The following is a 17,927-nucleotide window of genomic DNA, read 5'->3' as shown; positions in this document are numbered from 1 at the left end:
CTAAATATGTACGTTACTAGATGTGTTCATTGACGAGAAAAATCAAGGGGGAACAGGATATGGTTAAACCAAAACTATGGAAAAAAGATTTCATAAATATCACTACAATCAGCTTTTTTATCTTTTTAGCATTTTATATCTTATTAACAGCACTTCCCATTCAACTAACAAAAGAATTTGGCGGGGGGGCGGATCAGGCTGGTTTATTAGTAACCCTATTTTTACTTGCAGCGATTGTTATTCGGCCATTTGCTGGTAAGTGGGTAAGTGTAGGATCACAAAAGAAAATACTTATTTATTCTGCAGCAGCATTTTTTATTGCCACACTATTTTATCCATTTGCAACAAATATTTGGGCATTATTTATCCTGAGAATAATTCATGGAATCATGTTTGGGGTTATCACAACTGTAAAAGGTACCATTTGTGCAGAAATCATACCAGATTCAAGACGTGGTGAGGGGCTAAGCTGGTTCTCATTAGCGATGGGATTGGCGATGGTAATTGGGCCGGTTATAGGGCTTAACTTAGCTAATATTGGAGCATACAACACAGCATACATTGTTTGTATTGTCATTTCAGCAGTAAATATCTTTCTATCCGTGGTTATTCATGCTCCAAATCAAGGGAAACAAGAAAATGGTTCGAAAACTCGTAAAAGATTTGATCTTAATGATTTGATTGATAAAAAAGCTGCACCATTTGCACTTGTAGTATTTATCTTAGCATGTGCTTATTCAGGTATTGCATCATTCTTAGCTTTGTATGCGCAAGAAATTAACCTTGTAAAGGCCGCCAGTACGTTCTTTATTCTTTATGCAGGCTTAATGTTTGTATTCCGGCCATTTACAGGTGTATGGGCAGACCGTTACGGGGCAAACAAAATTGTTTATCCTTGTATTATTTTATTTGCAATTGGGATGGTTATGCTCTCATTGCCTCAAACAGCAGTGATTATGATTTTGGCAGGTGCAATCATTGGAATTGGGTATGGATCTGTTACACCAATACTTCAAACACAGGTTATTAGTTCTGTTGAACAACATCGTGTAGGAATCGCCAATTCGTTGTTCTTCAATTCAATGGATTTAGGAATGGCGATTGGCGCATTCGTGTTGGGAATTATGGCCAAATCATTCGGTTATAGCAGTGTTTTTATCTCTGGAATCGTTCTAATCGTCGCTGGAGGATTTGCTTACTTCGCTTTAGCGGGCGGCAAGAAAAATCGGGATCGGCATGCAGTAGAAGAGTATAATTAAGTAGATGATATTTTCCTTTTAATATAAAGATACAAGAAAGGAGAAAGGTCAACATGCAAGTACGCGATTTTATGATTCGAAATGTCATTACGGCTAAGCATTCAACAACGGTCAAAGAATTAATTTCTATTTTAGAAACGAATCGAATTGGCGGTGTCCCAGTGGTTGATGAGAAAGGAAATTTAGTGGGCATTGTTTCAGACGGGGATATCGTACGTTTTCTTTCCCCCCATAAAGAGAAATTATATTTAGCTTACTATGTTACCTATGTAGAAGAAGCGCAAAAAATAGAAGATGTATTAAGAGAAAAAATGAATACCCCAATTGAGGAAATTATGGTAAGGAAAAACATTAAGACATTAGCACCCGATGATGACTTTGAAAGTGCCATTCGTTTAATATCGAAGCATCATTTTAAAAAGATTCCTGTTGTGAATGGAGCCGGTAGGGTTGTAGGGATTATAAGCCGAGGAGACATTGTCCATAATTTATCAAAATCAATATTTAATTAAGGGGATTACTTAGTTCATCATTTAGAAGAGGCCCAAATCCTTTAGTCTTAAGGTTTTGAGCCTTTTCTTTGTTTGCAGGCTATTCCACTTTTTGTGTTTGATCAAAAATAACCAATAATAGAATCCTTACTGCCGGAAGATTCATCGATATTCTAGTTTAATTTATGTGTATTCCATGTGCAATGTATAAGAAATTCTCTTCTGGCAGGTACAGAGATTCGTTTTACTAATTGATATTTTTCCATTTTAAACATCCTCTTTTGTTAGATTAGTATTCCACCTTATTCTTAGATTTTTCCCATGTTCTAAATGGTAAATCACCTTTTCGAATGTAAATTTGTTTCATTAGTATTTTTCGATTTTCGATTGGAAGTGAGAGTTGGTCATATATGAACTGATCATCGAAACCGATCTTGGCTGCATCTTGTTTGGTACAGGCAAAATATACAGCCTTTGGCCGTGCCCAATAAATGGCACCAATACACATTGGACAGGGCTCGCAGCTGGTATAAATCTCGCAGTCAGTCAGCTGAAAGTCATTAATATTTCTACAGGCATCTCGAATGGCTTGGACCTCGGCATGAGCAGTGGGATCAAACGAGGCCGTTACTTCATTCCGACCTGTCCCAATAATCTTCCCGTCTTTCACAACAATCGCCCCAAAGGGTCCCCCGTTACTTGTAAGCACATTCTGAAGTGCGATCTCAATGGCTTTTTCCATAAAACGAAAATCTGACATAACAACCTCTCCTATCTTATATATTAAAGTAAACCTTCGATTCATACACGACGCCTTGATATGAAAGGGGGCAATCTTGTTTTAATTATTAATATCTCAGCCCGGAAATGGAGTTCCTATTCCTTTTACTTTAGTTAATTATTATATAAAAGCCTCCTTATTTTTCACTTGTTGTCAGATTATCTGATCGATTATTTCTAAAATAACCGCGTTAAAAGTCTTCACATCCGACTCCTTATTTAAATAATTTACTGTTCAGAGTATTACTCTATTGCTTTTCTCCAAAATCTTAGCCATTTGTAAATAAACAAAAGATAGTTCTATGTGAGATTATATGACACTAATGTGGATGATAGTTCGTCATTTGGCTATTATAGGAAAAAAATTAAAAAAGTAAATGCCAGTCATGATTAGGCTGGGGGCTGCCATGTTTCATTCTCCAACTGTTTGAGTGCCTGATCAGTTAGAATTAACCTGGAAATTAAAACGGTAATATGTAAGGAGATGCTCGCTTTATTGCTAGCCCAAGCATAAAGAAATGGAGATGAATGATATAGGAAGGTTAACATTACAGAAAGTCAATCAAATGAACAAAGAAGAGTTTGTTAACACCGTTGGCTGGATATTTGAACACTCCCCATGGGTGGTAGAGAAAGCATGGGATCGTCAGCCTTTTCAATCATGTAAGGAACTCTTCCAAGCCATGATCACAGTGGTCCAAAATGCAGAGGAACCGTTGCAATTAGCACTGCTCCGTTCCCATCCCGATCTCGGAACCAAATTGAAAATGTCGGAGGTCTCTCAAAAAGAACAAGCCGGTGTCGGCTTAGATAAACTTTCTAAGGGTGAATACGAAGAGTTTGTTTCGCTTAATCAAAGATATGTTGAGAAATTTGGGTTTCCTTTTATCATGGCGGTTAAGGGACAAAACAAAGATTCAATTCTTTCTGCGATGAAAGAACGGGTGGACAGTGACTATGAAGTTGAATGTAATACGGCAATAAATGAGGTTTATAAAATCGCCGGGTTCCGTCTAAACGATATCTTTGAAAAAGGAGATGAGTAAATGCAAAGGATCATGAGTTATGGAAAGGAAGCTGTTTGGGTTTATCGTACTTATGCAAAGCCACTTAAAACGGTTCGGTCCATCCCTGAATCAGCCTTTACGGGGCGTGAGAATATCCTTTTTGGTATGAATGTAAAGGTGGCAGTGGAGGGAGATGCGTTTCTTTCCTCCTTTACAGAAGGCGATAATACAGTAGTTGTCGCAACCGATTCCATGAAAAATTTTATTCTCAAGCATGCTGGGGAATATGAGGGGGCAACTCAAGAAGGATTTTTGGAATTTGTCGGTCGCCGCTTTCTTGAAAAGTATCCGCAAATGACTTGCGTCAAGATGTCCGGCGAGCAAATTCCCTTTGAAGAGCTTCCCGTTCCAGCCAAGGATCGTTTCGAGCCAAGTCCTTTGGTGTTTCGTTATTCTTTAAATGAGCAGGCTTGTGCATCTGTGGAAGTGAAACGTACTAAGGAGGGAATCACTATAACCGACCAAATCAGCAGTTTAAAGGGGCTTAAACTTATAAAGGTGAGGGGAAGTTCTTTTTACGGATACGTGAAGGATGAATATACGACGCTGCCAGAATCCTACGACCGTCCGCTATTTATCTATTTAAATATTGATTGGCGTTATAACGATATGGAGGATGCCAAAGGAAATACACAGGAAGGATACGTGGCAGCCGAACAAGTAAGAGATATTGCCTGTACCATTTTTCATGAAGAAACCTCACCTTCCATCCAAAATCTTATTTATCGGATCGGTAAAAGGATACTGCAGCGTTTCCCGCAATTAATAGAGGTTCGCTTCGAGTCCAATAACAGGACATGGGAAACCGTTTTAGACGATATTCCAGTATCAGAAGAAGGCAAAGTATTCACTGAGCCTCGCCCGCCATTTGGCTTTCAACGTTTTTCGCTGACACGCGAGGATGTGGAAAATACTGAGGAGTCAGGCGAATGACAGGAAAGCTGACAACCCATGTTCTGGATTTGAGCAAAGGAAGGCCAGCAAGCGGGGTTTTAGTGGAATTGTGGCTGGTGGGGGCGGGTCATCAGTCTGAGTTCTTACAGAATAGCTATACAAATGAAGATGGAAGAGTAAACCAGCCGCTCCTGGAGGGGGAGTCCATGAAAAAAGGAATCTATGAAATTCGGTTTCACATTGGGGAGTATTTCAGGAGGAGCGGAACAGTAATGGGAGATCCATCTTTCCTTGAGTGTGTTCCAGTCCGCTTTGGAATCTCCCAGCCTGAGACTCATTACCATGTACCCCTGTTAATCTCTCCTGGGGGCTACAGTACTTACCGAGGAAGTTAGGGTGAAACAGATGCCAACAGAGTTATGGATAAAAAATGGTTTGGTTTTTACAGATGCTGGATTTCAGGAAATAAGCATAAAAATCAAAGATGAGCGAATTGACACCCTAGTAAAAGATAAAGCTGAACCTTTGAAAGAAACAAATAAAAATGTTATCGATGCAAGCGGCTGTCTTGTTGTTCCCGGTTTTATTGATGCACATGTCCATTTTAATGATCCGGGACGAACCGATTGGGAAGGAATAGAGACAGGCAGCCGTGCAGCCGCTATGGGCGGAACAACCACCATTTTTGACATGCCGCTCAATTGTTCCCCTTCTATTACCAACCTCCATTATTTACTAGAAAAAAAGAATTATTTAACCTCTCTATCACATGTTGATTATGCTCTTTGGGGGGGATTGACAGGTACAAATCTTGAAAGCCGGGCAGAATTGGCACAAATGAGTGATGGAATTATTGGATGGAAAGCATTTATGAGCGAAAGCGGAATTACGGATTTTAGTTTGGTTTCACCGGAAGGTTTAAAACAAGCCATGCAAGTGGCAAAGGAACACAATAAAATTCTTGCCCTCCATGCGGAGTGGGAAGAGGAGATCGTGAGATTGACTACTTGTTATAAGCAACGTCCTAGTGTAAATGAACGAAAAGCCTTCTCTTTGAGCAGACCTATTTCCGCAGAAGAAAAGGCTGTAAATTATGCCTTAGAGCTTGCCGCAAAATATGGAACAGCCATTCATTTTGTCCATATTAGTTCCGCAAAAGTAGTCGCTCAGATCGACCTAGCTAAAAAAAGCGGTGTAAACGTAACGCTAGAAACCTGTCCGCATTATCTAATTTTTGATGAAGATGATTTCTTGCAGCAAGGAGCTATCCTTAAATGTGCGCCGCCGCTAAGGGTTCGGGAAGAGGTCGAAGGATTATGGGAATGCCTTTCGAAGGGCATGATTGATACGATTGGTTCCGATCATTCTCCATGTCTTTATACGATGAAAACAACAGACACCATTTGGAATTCTTGGGGCGGAATTCAAGGAGTACAATTTACATGGCTTGCAATGCTCGATGAGGCTTTAAAGAGAAAAATAAAACTAACACATATTCTGCCTTTAGGGACCTCACGTGTAGCTGACCGATTTGGAATTGCGAATCGAAAAGGGAGAATTCGTCCGGGATTGGATGCTGATTTAGTGTTGATCCGATTGGATGAAACGACCTTTGCGGATAAAAAATCCTTTGGTTTTCGGAATAAATTTTCCCCGTATGAGAATAAGGAATTTTTAGTCAAAATAAAAAAAACGATTTTACGGGGCAAGGTTATTTATGACGACCAAACAGGTATAACAAAAGAGAAAATTGGTCTGTGTCTCTAACCATGGAGGGAGTATCATGAGTCCATTTCCTAACAATCTGGCAGAAGCAATCGAGTGGCTAAGCTCGTATGGTGCAGTTCCTGATGGTGGTGTTACACGTACTCTTTACTCCAAACCTTGGAAGGAAGCCCAGCAGGTCCTAAAGGAATGGATGGAGGAACTGGGGCTGCAAACGTCTTATGATCCAATAGGAAGCCTGTTTGGGCGTTTAGCGTCTAAAGATTCAATGGCCCCGACAATCCTGGTGGGATCTCATATCGATACTGTTCTTTCAGGGGGAAAATATGATGGCGCTTATGGAATATTAGCAGGTATCCTTGCGTTAAAGCATCTTAAAGAGCATCAGGGCCACCCCAAGGTGAATCTCGAGGTCGTTTCATTGTGTGAAGAGGAAGGAAGCCGTTTTCCCATCGCCTGCTGGGGTTCCGGCATGATGACAGGAATCTATTGCATTCAAGATATTAATGGTTTTAGAGATTCTGAGGGAATCTGTTTTGAGCAGGCAATGAAAGAGGCTGGATTCGGGATTGGCGAGCAACCTGACGTAGTCCGTAGTGATATTTCTGCCTTTGTTGAATTACATATTGAACAAGGCCCCAGTCTCGAAAGACTTCAAAAATCCATCGGTATTGTTCAGTCAATTGTCGGTCAAAAAAGGTTTCGAATTACTGTAAAGGGAGAGCCAAATCATGTGGGTACAACCTTAATGAAGTGGAGAAAAGATGCACTTCTGGGAGCCGTAACGATGATTCATGATTTATATGGCTTAACGAAAGAATACGACGAAGACTTTGTTACAACAGTTGGTCAGCTGTTTGTGGAACCAAATGTACCGAATGTGATACCAGGACAAGTGGAATTTACGGTAGATGCAAGACATCCGGTGAATTCGGTTTTGAGCATTTTTTGCGAGCAGTTTAAGCGGCAGTTTCTTGAAATAGCTCAAAAATTGGGTTTGGAGATTGGCATAGAAATTTGGCATAATGTTCAGCCGGTTCAAATGGATGCAAAGTTGCAACAAATAGTTCAAACCATTTGTATAAATAGTAATATTTCTTATCATGTGATGAATAGCGGAGCGGGGCACGATTCCCAGTTATTCGCGCGAATGTGTCCGACCGCGTTAGTGTTTGTTCCAAGTCAGGGAGGAATTAGTCATTCTCCGTCTGAATATACTTCAAACCATGATTTAGAAACAGGACTATCTGTTCTGATCCAATTATTGCATCGGCTAGCTTACAAATAGCAAAGAGGAGGAGTTTTATCATGCAAGATAAGTCATTTCTAGTTCAGTGGATTGAGGAGCACCAAGCGTAAATGATTGGTTTTTTACAAAAATTAGTGCAAACTCCATCAGATAATCCTTCTGGTGATTGTTACCCGATGGCTTCCCTTTTACATCAGCAGCTTTGTAAGCTTGGTTTTGACGATGTTTTTTCCCCCAAGACTGTTTGAGGTACTATCAAACAGATGTGGAGCCTCCTTTGCTATGTTGGGATACCCCAAAAGCGAAGGAGGCTTTTTTTGGCAGAAAAAAGTAAGCTTCCAACCGAGTATTCATGGAAGAGAAGGGGAAGTCCAAGAAAGTAATTTAAAACCTGCTATATCAACGTTAGAAATAATAAATAATATAACAAATTTAAAGAGCACTTAATAAAAAACTTTCTGTAAGCAGTTATGGATACCGCTTACTTTTTTTATTTACAAAAAAAATTAAAAAACTTTCATAAACTATGAAAACGGTTTACTTGGGAATATGATGAACTTGTAACAAAACAAACGGGGATTGAAATAACCCGCAAAGATAAATGGAATCGCTTTCTGCGATTAATGTAGAAATTGGCCAAATAGTAGAAAAAATAATGGTTTTTTACAGATTAGCCAGCGTGAAGAATGGTGTTGTTCTACTTCCGCTTACATGATTATGTCGCGGAAGAATTCATAAATGCAGCTATAAAAACTATTTTAGGAGGATGGGAAATGCAAATTCCAATTAAGAAAACGCTAGATAAAATTCCAGGCGGCCTGATGGTTGTTCCACTTTTTTTAGGGGTATTAACAAATACATTTTTTCCGCAAGTTTTACAAATTGGAAGTTTTACAACAGCATTATTCAGTAAAGAAGCATCATCAACCATTTTGGCATGTTTTATGTTTTTAATTGGTTCCCAAATTAATTTCAAATTAGCACCAAAGGCATTAAAAAAAGGTGCAATATTATTAACAGGGAAATTTATAGTAGGTGCTGGTATAGGTTTAGCTGTAGCAATGTTTTTTGGGCCTGCCGGAATACTAGGATTATCTCCATTAGCCATCCTTGCAGCGTTATTAAATGCTAATGGCGGGTTATATGCATCGCTTGCTTCATCGTATGGTGACGAAACAGATGTAGGAGCATATGCGTTATTTTCTTTAAAAGATGGTCCATTTTTCACATTAGGTGCATTAGGTGCATCCGGTCTTGCCACCATTCCTTTTCAAACACTTTTAGGAGTATTAATTCCAATTGTAATCGGAATGATTTTAGGAAATATTGATCCTGATATGAGAAAATTCCTTGGAAGCAGTAAATTATTATTAATCCCATTTTTCTCATTCCCATTAGGTGCAGGAATGGATTTTTCAACTATCCTAAAAGCGGGAGGTCCTGGCATCTTACTAGGATTAATAGCTGCATTCACTGGAATTGGAGCTTACCTACTTTTGAAGTTATTTAAAGAAAATCCAATAGTTGGTTTAGCAACAGGGTCAACTGCAGGAAATGCTGTAGCTACACCAGTTATTGTTGCAGCCGCAGATCCAACTTTAGCATCAGTAGCACAAGCAGCTACTGCACAAGTTGCGGCAGCATGTGTAATATCTGCAATCGTCTGTCCGATTATTGTTAGCTATGTATTTAAAAGGTCCGAAAGGAAAAAAGCTAATAAATCATTTGCACGTGCAGCATGATAACAGGCCCATTAGCAGGAACAATCAATAAAAAAATCGGCGTTTAGAATCTGTTCAAGTAAAAAAATGCCGAGAAAAAAATCTGGGGGACCTATTCTAAGGGTCCCTTTTTTCATTCGATGGATTTGATAGGTTGTTCATTTATATTTTCCACTATTCAGGGGATATTATTCGATGATGTATGAATTGAAAACAGGAGGTTGTTCCAATGGAAGATAAAACAAATATTCCTTTAACTTCTGCGGAAATGGCTGGTTTATGGACTCAATACATGGGCGATACAATAGCTGTTTGTATCGACAGCTATTTCTTAGAAAAAGTAGAAGATAAAGAAATACGCCCTATTATTGAATGGACACTCGATACAGCAAAAGAGAATGTTTCCATCATGCAGGAACTATTTCAAAAAGAGAATTTCCCGATACCCATTGGATTTACAGAACAAGATGTTAATACAAAAGCTCCAAGACTTTTTACAGATACATTTTTCTTAAAGCATTTAAGTCAAATGGCTGTATTTGCAATGACTGCCAGCAGTGCGGGACTAACCGTTGCGACACGTCCAGATGTTGTTGCTTTTCATAAGCGTATATTGAATAAAGGGGTTGAATTGCAGGACAGAACACGCGAACTAATGCTAAAACAAGGGATTTATGTAAAACCTCCTTCAATACCTATTCCTGATAAGGTGGATTTTGTAGAAAAACAATATTATTTAACAGGTTTTTTTGGGAAAAAAAGGTCTATTAATTCACATGAAATCACTCATTTATACTTAAATACTCTAATTAATGTTATCGGTAAAGAAATTGTAACGGGCTTTGCTCAGACTGCTCAAAATGAAGATGTAAAACAGTATTTTATAAGAGGGAAAGAGCTTGCTCAAAAATATGTAGATACCTTTAGCAATTTTTTAACCAAGGAGGATCTGCCTGCCCCTATAAGTTTAGGTTCGTCTGTTTTAGATACAACCGCAAGTGTTTTTTCGGATAAACTAATGATGTTTCATGTTGCAACCATGGTTGCAGCAGGGATTGGATATTATGGAACAGCATTAGCAGCAAGTCTAAGGAGAGATTTAGGACTTAAATATATGTCATTGATCCCAGAAGTCGCCCTGTATGTCGAAGATGGAGCCAACATTATGATTAAACACGGCTGGATGGAGGAACCTCCACAAGCAGTCGACCATGACAAATTAATACAGAATTAACGAAATGAATCTCAATATAAGATTATTAAGAGCCTTGTTCTTCCTAGTTTTGGTCAGTTATTAAATGGAAAATATGTAACGGGCATTATACTCATCTTTTTTGGAATATTATTGGTACAGATTGGCTTCCAATGTTGTCCATTATACCGGGATTAGTCTTTGGTTTTTTATTGAGGGGAATTTTGAAGAAATTAAAGTAGTTTAACAAAATATTTACCATCTTCAATTACAAATGCTTAAGTAAATAAATAGCTCAAAAGATCTAATAATCGTACCCATTAGAGCACACATGAAATAGATATGAAGGAATTAAAAAATGTAAATCAAACATTATCATCGATTTTAAACAGAATTCACCAAAAAATATAAAGCTCGTTTCAAAACGTATAGTTCCAAACAAAAAATTACTTAAGACTCTTACCATCGCGTAAGAGTCTTTTTATAATCTTTAGATGGCTGCCAGCTTGTTGAGGATGTTTTCTACCATCGCATGAATATCTTCATTTTCTGTGTTTTGCAAGTATTCGGGCTTTAGTACCTGGGTTTTCTTCGCTACATAATAATCCAATAGAGCTTGTTTCAATGACAATTCTTCTTGTACTAAAAAGGCTGTATTCACCAATTTCCCTAGTACAGTTTCATCCTGAATAATTAAGATTGAGGGATTCAATTGATTAAAAACTTCTGCTTTCATGCCATTTCGATAAAAGGTATGAATCGCAGACAGTTGTTCTTTTCTTGAGTGCATCTTTTTTTCATAAAGATGGATACAACTTGTTTTTAAATCAGTCAAATAAAGATCTGAAGCATAAACAGCTGAAAAAACAGCTTGTTCAAACACTTTTTGGAAACGAAGGGGATAAGATAACTCTTCATTGGAAATGGTTTTACCAGCTTCATTTATATAATCAATACAGAGATTCGTCAGCTCCATAATAATGTCTTCCTTCGAAGAAAAGTAGTTATACAAGGAGGCCCGGCTTAAATTCATCGTTTTTGCGATATCCTGAATAGTAAGAGAAAGGAATCCTTGAGTCCGAACGACATGGACTAACTGTTTTACATATTCTTTTCTCATCATCTGTCTTTCAACAGGTGCAATTTTTCTCAAACTACCACTCCCTCTATCAGGAAATTATATCATAATCCAATGGTGTTCATTCAAATTCTGATATTCCAATTCTTTTCAGTTTACAACGAAAAGAAAGTGGAGTAAGGTTATACACAGCTAACATTTTAGACACTTTATAATATTTTTGTCTAAAATGAATTAAATCATGGAACTCAAATATTATAAACAATACTTATAACGAAAAGAGGAAAATATAACTATGACTACTATGACTAAAACACAAGTAACGAATGATTTTAATAAAATTGTGGCAGAACGACGTTCCATTAAAAATTATGATAAATCCGTAAAAATCAGCCATGAAGAAATGACTGAAATTCTTACATTAGCAACACGTGCTCCTTCTTCTGTTAATATGCAGCCATGGCGCTTTCTTGTGATTGAAAGTCCTGAGGCAAAAGCAACACTTGCCCCACTGGCACGTTTTAACCAAACTCAAGTTGAAACTTCATCAGCCGTTATTGCCGTATTTGGTGATTTGAATAATTTTGAGAAATTTGAAGAAATCTTCGGCGCAGCTGTAGAGAAGGGATTTATGCCCTTAGAAGTAAAAGAAAGAATTCACGCTTCCTATTCAGGCTATTTTGAAACGATTTCACGTGAAGCTATGGAAGATATTGTTTTAGTGGATGGCGGACTTGTATCCATGCAGTTCATGCTTGCTGCCCGCGCTTATGGATACGATACAAATCCAATCGGCGGATATGAAAAAGACAAAATTGCAGAAGCATTTGGATTGGATAAAGAACGTTATGTTCCGGTTATGTTAATCTCGATTGGTAAAGCAGCAGATAACGGACACCCATCCGTTCGTCTGCCTATTGATCAAGTCGCGCAATGGAAGTAATGAAACCTAAATAAGAAGGGATTGACGTTCGATGATTATTATTCATGCCACATTCCATATAAATCCAGCGAAACAGGATTTGTTTCTAGAGGAAATTCAGCCGTTAATTGCTGCATCAAGAGAAGAAAACGGAAATATATCATATCTCCTTCAAAAAGATACAGAAAACGAAAATGTATTTACGATGGTGGAGATTTGGGAGGATATGCAAGCTGTTGCCAAGCATAACTCAAGCGAGCACTTTACCAAGTTCGTAGCAAATGCAAAAGACTTTTTGACTGCACCATTAGAAGTTAAAGCATTTGAGGGGCAGCCATTAAAATTATAGATTTCGGCCTCTTAAATAGTATGAAATGGTGAATCGTATCATAAGTAAATGAGTTTTTTTCAAAAAACAAACAAGCCTACTCAAGAGCAAATAAATCTTGAATAGGCTTTTTCTTTAATGTTGCAAGTAATTAAAATATACCTCCATGGGCTTCTTATTTACTTTAATCCCTATTGAAGCTTTGCGGTTCTATTATGCTCCGATAAGCATCACATATATATATAATAAAATTTTACAATCCTCTTACAATACATTCTTTCCTCACTACCACTTTTTTCTCATTGTTCCGCCCATAAATCAAGAATGGAATTTATTATATAAGTCAAAAGAACCCAAAATATGCTCGTATATGACTAAAATCTATCTTACATATAATTAAAATGGGTGGAAATTCCTAAATAGAAAAATATCGGAATAATTTACGTTGCTATAAAACTGAATTTACAATCTTTTGATAAAGTTTGACATGTACAAAAAGTTTAATGCTTTCCAGCTCAACTGGCATGATTTAAACAATTATAATCTATTAAATGAATAGGGGCGGATTCTAATGAATGAACAAAATGAAAACAAGGTTTTAAACAGGAGGGACTTCATAAAAATTGGAGGAATGAGTACAGTTGCCTTAACAATCGCTTCTGCTGGCATACCAGGTGTCAATCTATTCGGTACTACCGTCGCTCACGCTGAAACAAATGATAATGCTAAACTACAATTCAATCCAGATGGAAAGTTTAAGATCGTGCAGTTTAACGATACACAGGATGATGAGCAGATTGATCGCCGTACAATCGAATTAATGAATAAAGTGCTTGATAGTGAGAAACCAGATTTTGTAGTACTAAATGGTGACATTATCACCGGTGGCTGCAATTCGGAGCTTGAGATGAGACAAGCTATGAACAATGTGGCCCAGCCAATGGAACAGAGGGGGATCAAGTGGGCTGTTACTTTTGGCAACCATGATGAAGATTCAACACCAAAAGGCGGACTTGATGAGGAAGCCATGCTTAAATTTTATATGGCATACAAATACAATGTTAATCAGCCGGGAGTAACGGATATAAACGGAACGGGAAACATGAACCTGCTGATTAGGGATTCCGCAGGAAAGAAAGCCGCTTTCAATCTTTGGCTGCTAGATAGCGGCAGGTATGCTCCTAAAACGATTGCGGGGCAGGATTTTAGTGGATATCCTACTTGGGATTGGATTCGTTCAAATCAGGTCAACTGGTATTTTGAGACTTCCAAAAGGCTGGAGAAACAGTTTGGTTACAAAGTACCTTCTCTCATGTTCATTCATATCCCTCTTTGGGAACATCGTTACATGTGGTTTGATAGTGTTGATAGCAGAACAGATATTGACCATGCCCGAGCAATAAAAAAGCATCAAATAGTAGGAGAAAGGAATGAAGAGGAGTGCCCGGGGCCCATTAATAGTGGCATGTTTTCGGCCATGCTTGACAGAGGAGATGTCAAAGGTGTGTTTTGCGGTCATGACCACGTAAACACATACATGGGGAATTATTTTGGAATATTACTGGGTTATTCAGGCAGTACCGGATTTGGTGCCTACGGATTGCCGGGGGCTGAACGAAATCGACTGCGCGGTGCCCGTGTATTTAATTTGGATGAAACTAAAGCAGATGTATTAGTTGAAACACATATGGTTTTTGCAAAGGACTTTGGCATTGACCTTACAGCAAATGATCAAAGCACTGATCCTGGCCCAATACCAGAAAACAAAAAACAAGAAAAAATAGTTAGATAGAAATGTGAGAGATAACCATTCACAATGCCATTACTTAAAAAGGAGATGAATCAAAATGCTTTCCAATATTGGTATTCCAGGGTTAATTTTAGTACTGGTTATTGCTCTAATCATTTTTGGTCCTTCAAAACTGCCAGAAGTGGGCCGGGCATTCGGGCGTACATTAACCGAATTCAAAAGTGCCGCTAAGGATTTAGTATCTGATGATAACAAAGAGGAAACGAAAAAACCTGCGCTTTCCGCTGTTACAAAAGAAAAATAATAGGAAGAGAGCAGGCGGGGCCCGTCAGCTCTCTTTCTTTGTTATAGGCTCTGTTAAACTAGTCTGTTGATTTCCGTTCCAGGCACTTCGCTTTCCGCGGGCGTGCCGGTGAGCCTCCTCGTCGCTTCGCTCCTGTGGGGTCTCCCCTGCCCCGTACTCCCGCAGGAGTCTTCGTGTCTTCCACTCCAATCAACGGGGTAAAAAATCAACAATGTTCTTTAACACAGCCTTGTTTTAAAAAATTGATGTTTTTTATGATTCAGCGTACTTGTTCAAAGTGGTATTTGGAAAATCTCTGGTAAAACGCAGAATATCACAAATTGGGTCTTTTTTAAACCTCAGATTAATATAATGACTTACTAAGCTTGTTCCAGAGGTGAATAGTTTGGAGATCTTTGGTTTGTCATTTGCGGTTCTTTTGGAGGTTATTTTAATCAATATTGTATTAAGTGGGGATAACGCAGTTGTAATCGCGATGGCATCACGTAATGTTCCAAAGAAGCAACAAAAGAAAGCCATCTTTTGGGGAACAGTTGGAGCGATTATTTTACGTTTAATTTTTGCAGTAGCTATTGTTTACCTACTAAAATTACCTTTCGTAACTTTTGTAGGCGGTCTTCTTCTCGTGTATATTGCCATAAAACTTCTAATCGGTGATGAACATGACTCTCATCGAGAAGGGGGTTCAAGTTTCATTTCCGCTGTGAAAACCATTATTACGGCTGATGCCATCATGTCCCTTGATAATGTACTTGCTATTGCTGGTGCTGTTGAAGGAAATATATCCGGTATCATAATTGGAGTTATTGTGAGTATTCCTCTCGTTGTTTTTGGCAGCCAATTGATATTAAAGGCAATGGAAAAGTACCCCATCATTTCTTATGCTGGTGCTGGAATATTAGCTTGGACAGCAGGTGAAATGATGGCGGGAGAACCAAAATTCGAGTATATTCTTCCACACGATTACCATTTATTGATTCCTGCTGCTATTACCGTTCTTGTCATTGGTTGGGGTTATTTAGCTAATAAGATAAGACTCTTTTCTTAAAATTTGTTCTATAGTGAAGCTCTTTTTGCAGCATTGATTGTGTTTATATGAAAATGGATTCATAAAAAATTTTATATTAATAATATGGGATTTTATGGAGGGTGAGGAATATATGAACAATATTTATCAACAAGGCAAAGATTTTGCAAGGTCCTACATACTGCCTTACACTGAATTGACTGACAAGGAGTCGAAATTTCCTGAAGAGTCCTTCAAGAAGCTAAGTGAAAACGGCTTTTTAAAACTGGTTATACCTGTAGAATATGGCGGATTTGGCAAAGGACTTGAAGAGCATGCCCAGGCTTGTCTGGCATTTGCAGAGACCTGCTCAACTACAGCCCTTTGTTACATGATGCATAATGTCGCATTGATGTGTATTCTAACTCATGGAAGTGACGAACTAAAGCAAAATATTTTCACAGACATTGTAGAAAATGGGAAATTCATGGCTTTAGCCTACAGCGAATTAGGAACAGGAACACACTTCTATATTCCGGAAATGACTGCTGAGGTTAACGGGGACAACACAACTTTTAACGGAACAAAGAGTATGGTCACATCTGGAACATATGCTTCTTACTATCTCGTTCTTGCACCATCTGTTGAAGAAGGAAAAATAAACAATTGGGTATTCCCTCTGGAAACAAAAGGCCTATCCTTTGACTTGTCAAAATGGAATGGCTTTGGATTGAGAGGTAATGCGTCATGTCCAATGCACATTGAGAATGTCACTTTGGATTCATCTTTCCGCATTGGGGCAGAAGGTTCAGGAGAAGAGCAGGTATTCAACGTGGTAGCTCCATTTTTCGTCACAGGGCTGGGAGCCGTTTATAGCGGTACTGCCATGCATATGTTTGAAATAGCCAGCAACCATGCTGTGGATAGACAATATCCGGATGGGACAACCCTTGCTAATATTGAAACAATTCAAATTCATATTGCAAATATTTATAAAACTGCAGCAGCCGCTAGAGCACTTACTCTAGACGCTGCTAGAGCGGGTGCCAACAGTGAAGCTGATGCACTTGCAAAGATTCTCTCGGCAAGAATCGTGGCCTCAGAAGCTGCAATCGAATGTGGAAGGCTTGCAATGAGAGTGGGTGGAGGGAAAGCTTACAATAAATCTCTCCCTACGGAAAGGCTTCTGAGAGACGCATATGCCGGACAAATTATGGCTCCAAGTGCCGACGTTCTGGCTATTTGGCTTGGAAAAGCATTAACAGGTCAGATGATTCCATAACCACAATATAAGGAGTGAGCTCATTGAATAACGATAGAATAAAAGTAGGGGCTGTTATTTATGATCCGAGGGTTACCGTTATCTGGGGGATCATCGCCGATTTTTTCAAAGAGGAAGGCCTTGAAATCGAATGTATCTTCTATAAGGATTACGAAGGACAGGTTGACGGTTTATTAAACAGGGAAATAGACATTGCCTGGAATTCGCCCCTTGCATGGTTGGACGCTTATTTGAGAACCGATGGAAAATGCCAGATGGGTTCAATGCGAGATACGGACAGAGACAGAAAGACCTGTTTTATAGTGAGAAAAGACAGCGGGATCACAAATCTAGCCGGGCTAAGGGGCAAGACAATTGGCTTTGGAGCGATAGACTCTCCTCAGGCAAGATTAATACCAATTAACCATTTGCATAAAAATGGACTTGAGTATGGAGCGGACTACACTGAGAAAAGGTTTGATATTGGCGTAGGCCTACATGGAGACCATATAGGTGGAGAGCTGGATGCTATTAAAGCGTTGATGGAGGGAACTGTAGACGCCTCTGTTACTCTAGATTTGAACTGGGAAGCTTGGAAGAAGGATGGCGCAATTGATGAAAATCAACTGGTATGCATTGATACAACCGCTTTGTTTGACCACTGTATTTTCGTAGCTCATCCTGTTTTTTCAACTGATAGGTTCATAGAATGGCAAAAGGTGCTTCATAGAATGGACTATAACAATGAAGCTCATAGGAAGATGATGGATATGGAAGGTTTGAAAGAATGGGTTGAAGGCAGAATCACAGGATTTCAGCAATTACGTGAAGCCAATGACTATCTGAAGTTCTTCATATAGGTAATTCGTGAATGAATTTTTGCTAGACAAACTTTAAACT

The 17,927-nt window shown here is 38.7% G+C and carries 18 protein-coding genes; 16 read left to right on the top strand and 2 right to left on the bottom strand.

The genetic code is table 11. The features are described from left to right. The first annotated feature begins 59 nt into the window (after positions 1–59). Both E2K98_RS25210 and E2K98_RS25205 read left to right on the top strand, forming a co-directional pair. Positions 60–1,259, top strand: a complete 1,200-nt coding sequence (locus E2K98_RS25210) for an MFS transporter (protein ID WP_235824936.1) — start codon at positions 60–62, stop codon at positions 1,257–1,259. A gap of 53 nt (positions 1,260–1,312) precedes the next feature. After that, complete coding sequence (locus E2K98_RS25205) at positions 1,313–1,771, top strand: CBS domain-containing protein (RefSeq protein WP_133339120.1); 459 nt, start codon at positions 1,313–1,315, stop codon at positions 1,769–1,771. Between the two features lie 268 nt (positions 1,772–2,039). On the opposite strand, the gene E2K98_RS25200 is transcribed toward E2K98_RS25205, so the two are convergent. Further along, positions 2,040–2,510, bottom strand: coding sequence for a nucleoside deaminase (locus E2K98_RS25200; RefSeq protein ID WP_133339118.1), 471 nt, complete (start codon positions 2,508–2,510; stop codon positions 2,040–2,042). 586 nt (positions 2,511–3,096) lie between these two features. On the opposite strand from E2K98_RS25200, the gene uraD reads away from it, so the two are divergent. The 7 genes from uraD (at position 3,097) to E2K98_RS25165 (ending at position 10,420) form a co-directional block, all read left to right on the top strand. After that, on the top strand, positions 3,097–3,576 hold the full coding sequence (uraD, locus tag E2K98_RS31825) for a 2-oxo-4-hydroxy-4-carboxy-5-ureidoimidazoline decarboxylase (protein ID WP_235824935.1): 480 nt from the start codon (positions 3,097–3,099) through the stop codon (positions 3,574–3,576). Beyond that, entirely contained in the window at positions 3,577–4,530 is a 954-nt protein-coding gene (pucL, locus tag E2K98_RS31820) for a factor-independent urate hydroxylase (RefSeq protein ID WP_133339114.1), read from the top strand. Further along, the gene (uraH, locus tag E2K98_RS25185) at positions 4,527–4,886 is read left to right on the top strand and encodes a hydroxyisourate hydrolase (protein WP_133339112.1); all 360 of its coding nucleotides are present in this window, start codon (positions 4,527–4,529) and stop codon (positions 4,884–4,886) included. The genes pucL and uraH overlap by 4 nt, the downstream gene beginning before the upstream one ends. 10 nt (positions 4,887–4,896) lie before the next feature. Further along, entirely contained in the window at positions 4,897–6,258 is a 1,362-nt protein-coding gene (gene allB / locus E2K98_RS25180) for an allantoinase AllB (protein ID WP_133339110.1), read from the top strand. A 16-nt stretch (positions 6,259–6,274) separates the two neighbouring features. Beyond that, the gene (locus E2K98_RS25175; protein ID WP_133339108.1) at positions 6,275–7,504 is read left to right on the top strand and encodes a Zn-dependent hydrolase; all 1,230 of its coding nucleotides are present in this window, start codon (positions 6,275–6,277) and stop codon (positions 7,502–7,504) included. Positions 7,505–8,238: 734 nt separating this feature from the next. Then, positions 8,239–9,207 (top strand): 2-keto-3-deoxygluconate permease, encoded by a 969-nt coding sequence (locus tag E2K98_RS25170; protein WP_133339106.1) that lies wholly within the window; start codon positions 8,239–8,241, stop codon positions 9,205–9,207. A 208-nt stretch (positions 9,208–9,415) separates the two neighbouring features. After that, positions 9,416–10,420: a DUF3231 family protein gene (locus tag E2K98_RS25165; RefSeq protein WP_133339104.1), complete on the top strand. Its 1,005-nt coding sequence runs from the start codon at positions 9,416–9,418 to the stop codon at positions 10,418–10,420. A gap of 448 nt (positions 10,421–10,868) precedes the next feature. Here the strand turns inward: E2K98_RS25165 and E2K98_RS25160 are convergent, their stop codons facing one another. Then, on the bottom strand, positions 10,869–11,531 hold the full coding sequence (locus E2K98_RS25160; protein ID WP_133339102.1) for a TetR/AcrR family transcriptional regulator: 663 nt from the start codon (positions 11,529–11,531) through the stop codon (positions 10,869–10,871). A gap of 229 nt (positions 11,532–11,760) precedes the next feature. Between E2K98_RS25160 and E2K98_RS25155 the strand changes: the two genes are divergently transcribed. The 7 genes from E2K98_RS25155 to E2K98_RS25125 all read left to right on the top strand — a co-directional run bounded on the left by E2K98_RS25155 (position 11,761) and on the right by E2K98_RS25125 (position 17,887). Beyond that, positions 11,761–12,399, top strand: coding sequence for a nitroreductase family protein (locus tag E2K98_RS25155; protein ID WP_133339182.1), 639 nt, complete (start codon positions 11,761–11,763; stop codon positions 12,397–12,399). 31 nt (positions 12,400–12,430) lie between these two features. After that, positions 12,431–12,727, top strand: coding sequence for a putative quinol monooxygenase (locus E2K98_RS25150; RefSeq protein WP_133339100.1), 297 nt, complete (start codon positions 12,431–12,433; stop codon positions 12,725–12,727). A 550-nt stretch (positions 12,728–13,277) separates the two neighbouring features. Further along, on the top strand, positions 13,278–14,498 hold the full coding sequence (locus tag E2K98_RS25145; protein ID WP_133339098.1) for a metallophosphoesterase family protein: 1,221 nt from the start codon (positions 13,278–13,280) through the stop codon (positions 14,496–14,498). A 55-nt stretch (positions 14,499–14,553) separates the two neighbouring features. After that, entirely contained in the window at positions 14,554–14,760 is a 207-nt protein-coding gene (locus E2K98_RS25140; protein WP_133339096.1) for a twin-arginine translocase TatA/TatE family subunit, read from the top strand. Between the two features lie 400 nt (positions 14,761–15,160). Further along, positions 15,161–15,808, top strand: a complete 648-nt coding sequence (locus E2K98_RS25135) for a TerC family protein (protein WP_235824934.1) — start codon at positions 15,161–15,163, stop codon at positions 15,806–15,808. Positions 15,809–15,920: 112 nt separating this feature from the next. Continuing rightward, positions 15,921–17,048: an acyl-CoA dehydrogenase family protein gene (locus E2K98_RS25130; RefSeq protein WP_133339092.1), complete on the top strand. Its 1,128-nt coding sequence runs from the start codon at positions 15,921–15,923 to the stop codon at positions 17,046–17,048. Between the two features lie 23 nt (positions 17,049–17,071). Beyond that, positions 17,072–17,887, top strand: coding sequence for a phosphate/phosphite/phosphonate ABC transporter substrate-binding protein (locus E2K98_RS25125; RefSeq protein WP_133339090.1), 816 nt, complete (start codon positions 17,072–17,074; stop codon positions 17,885–17,887). Positions 17,888–17,927 lie beyond the last annotated feature (40 nt).

It is taken from the genome of Bacillus salipaludis, assembly GCF_004358205.1.
The sequence above is the reverse complement of the archived record's forward strand: the minus strand, read 5'-3'. Positions and strand labels throughout refer to the sequence as shown.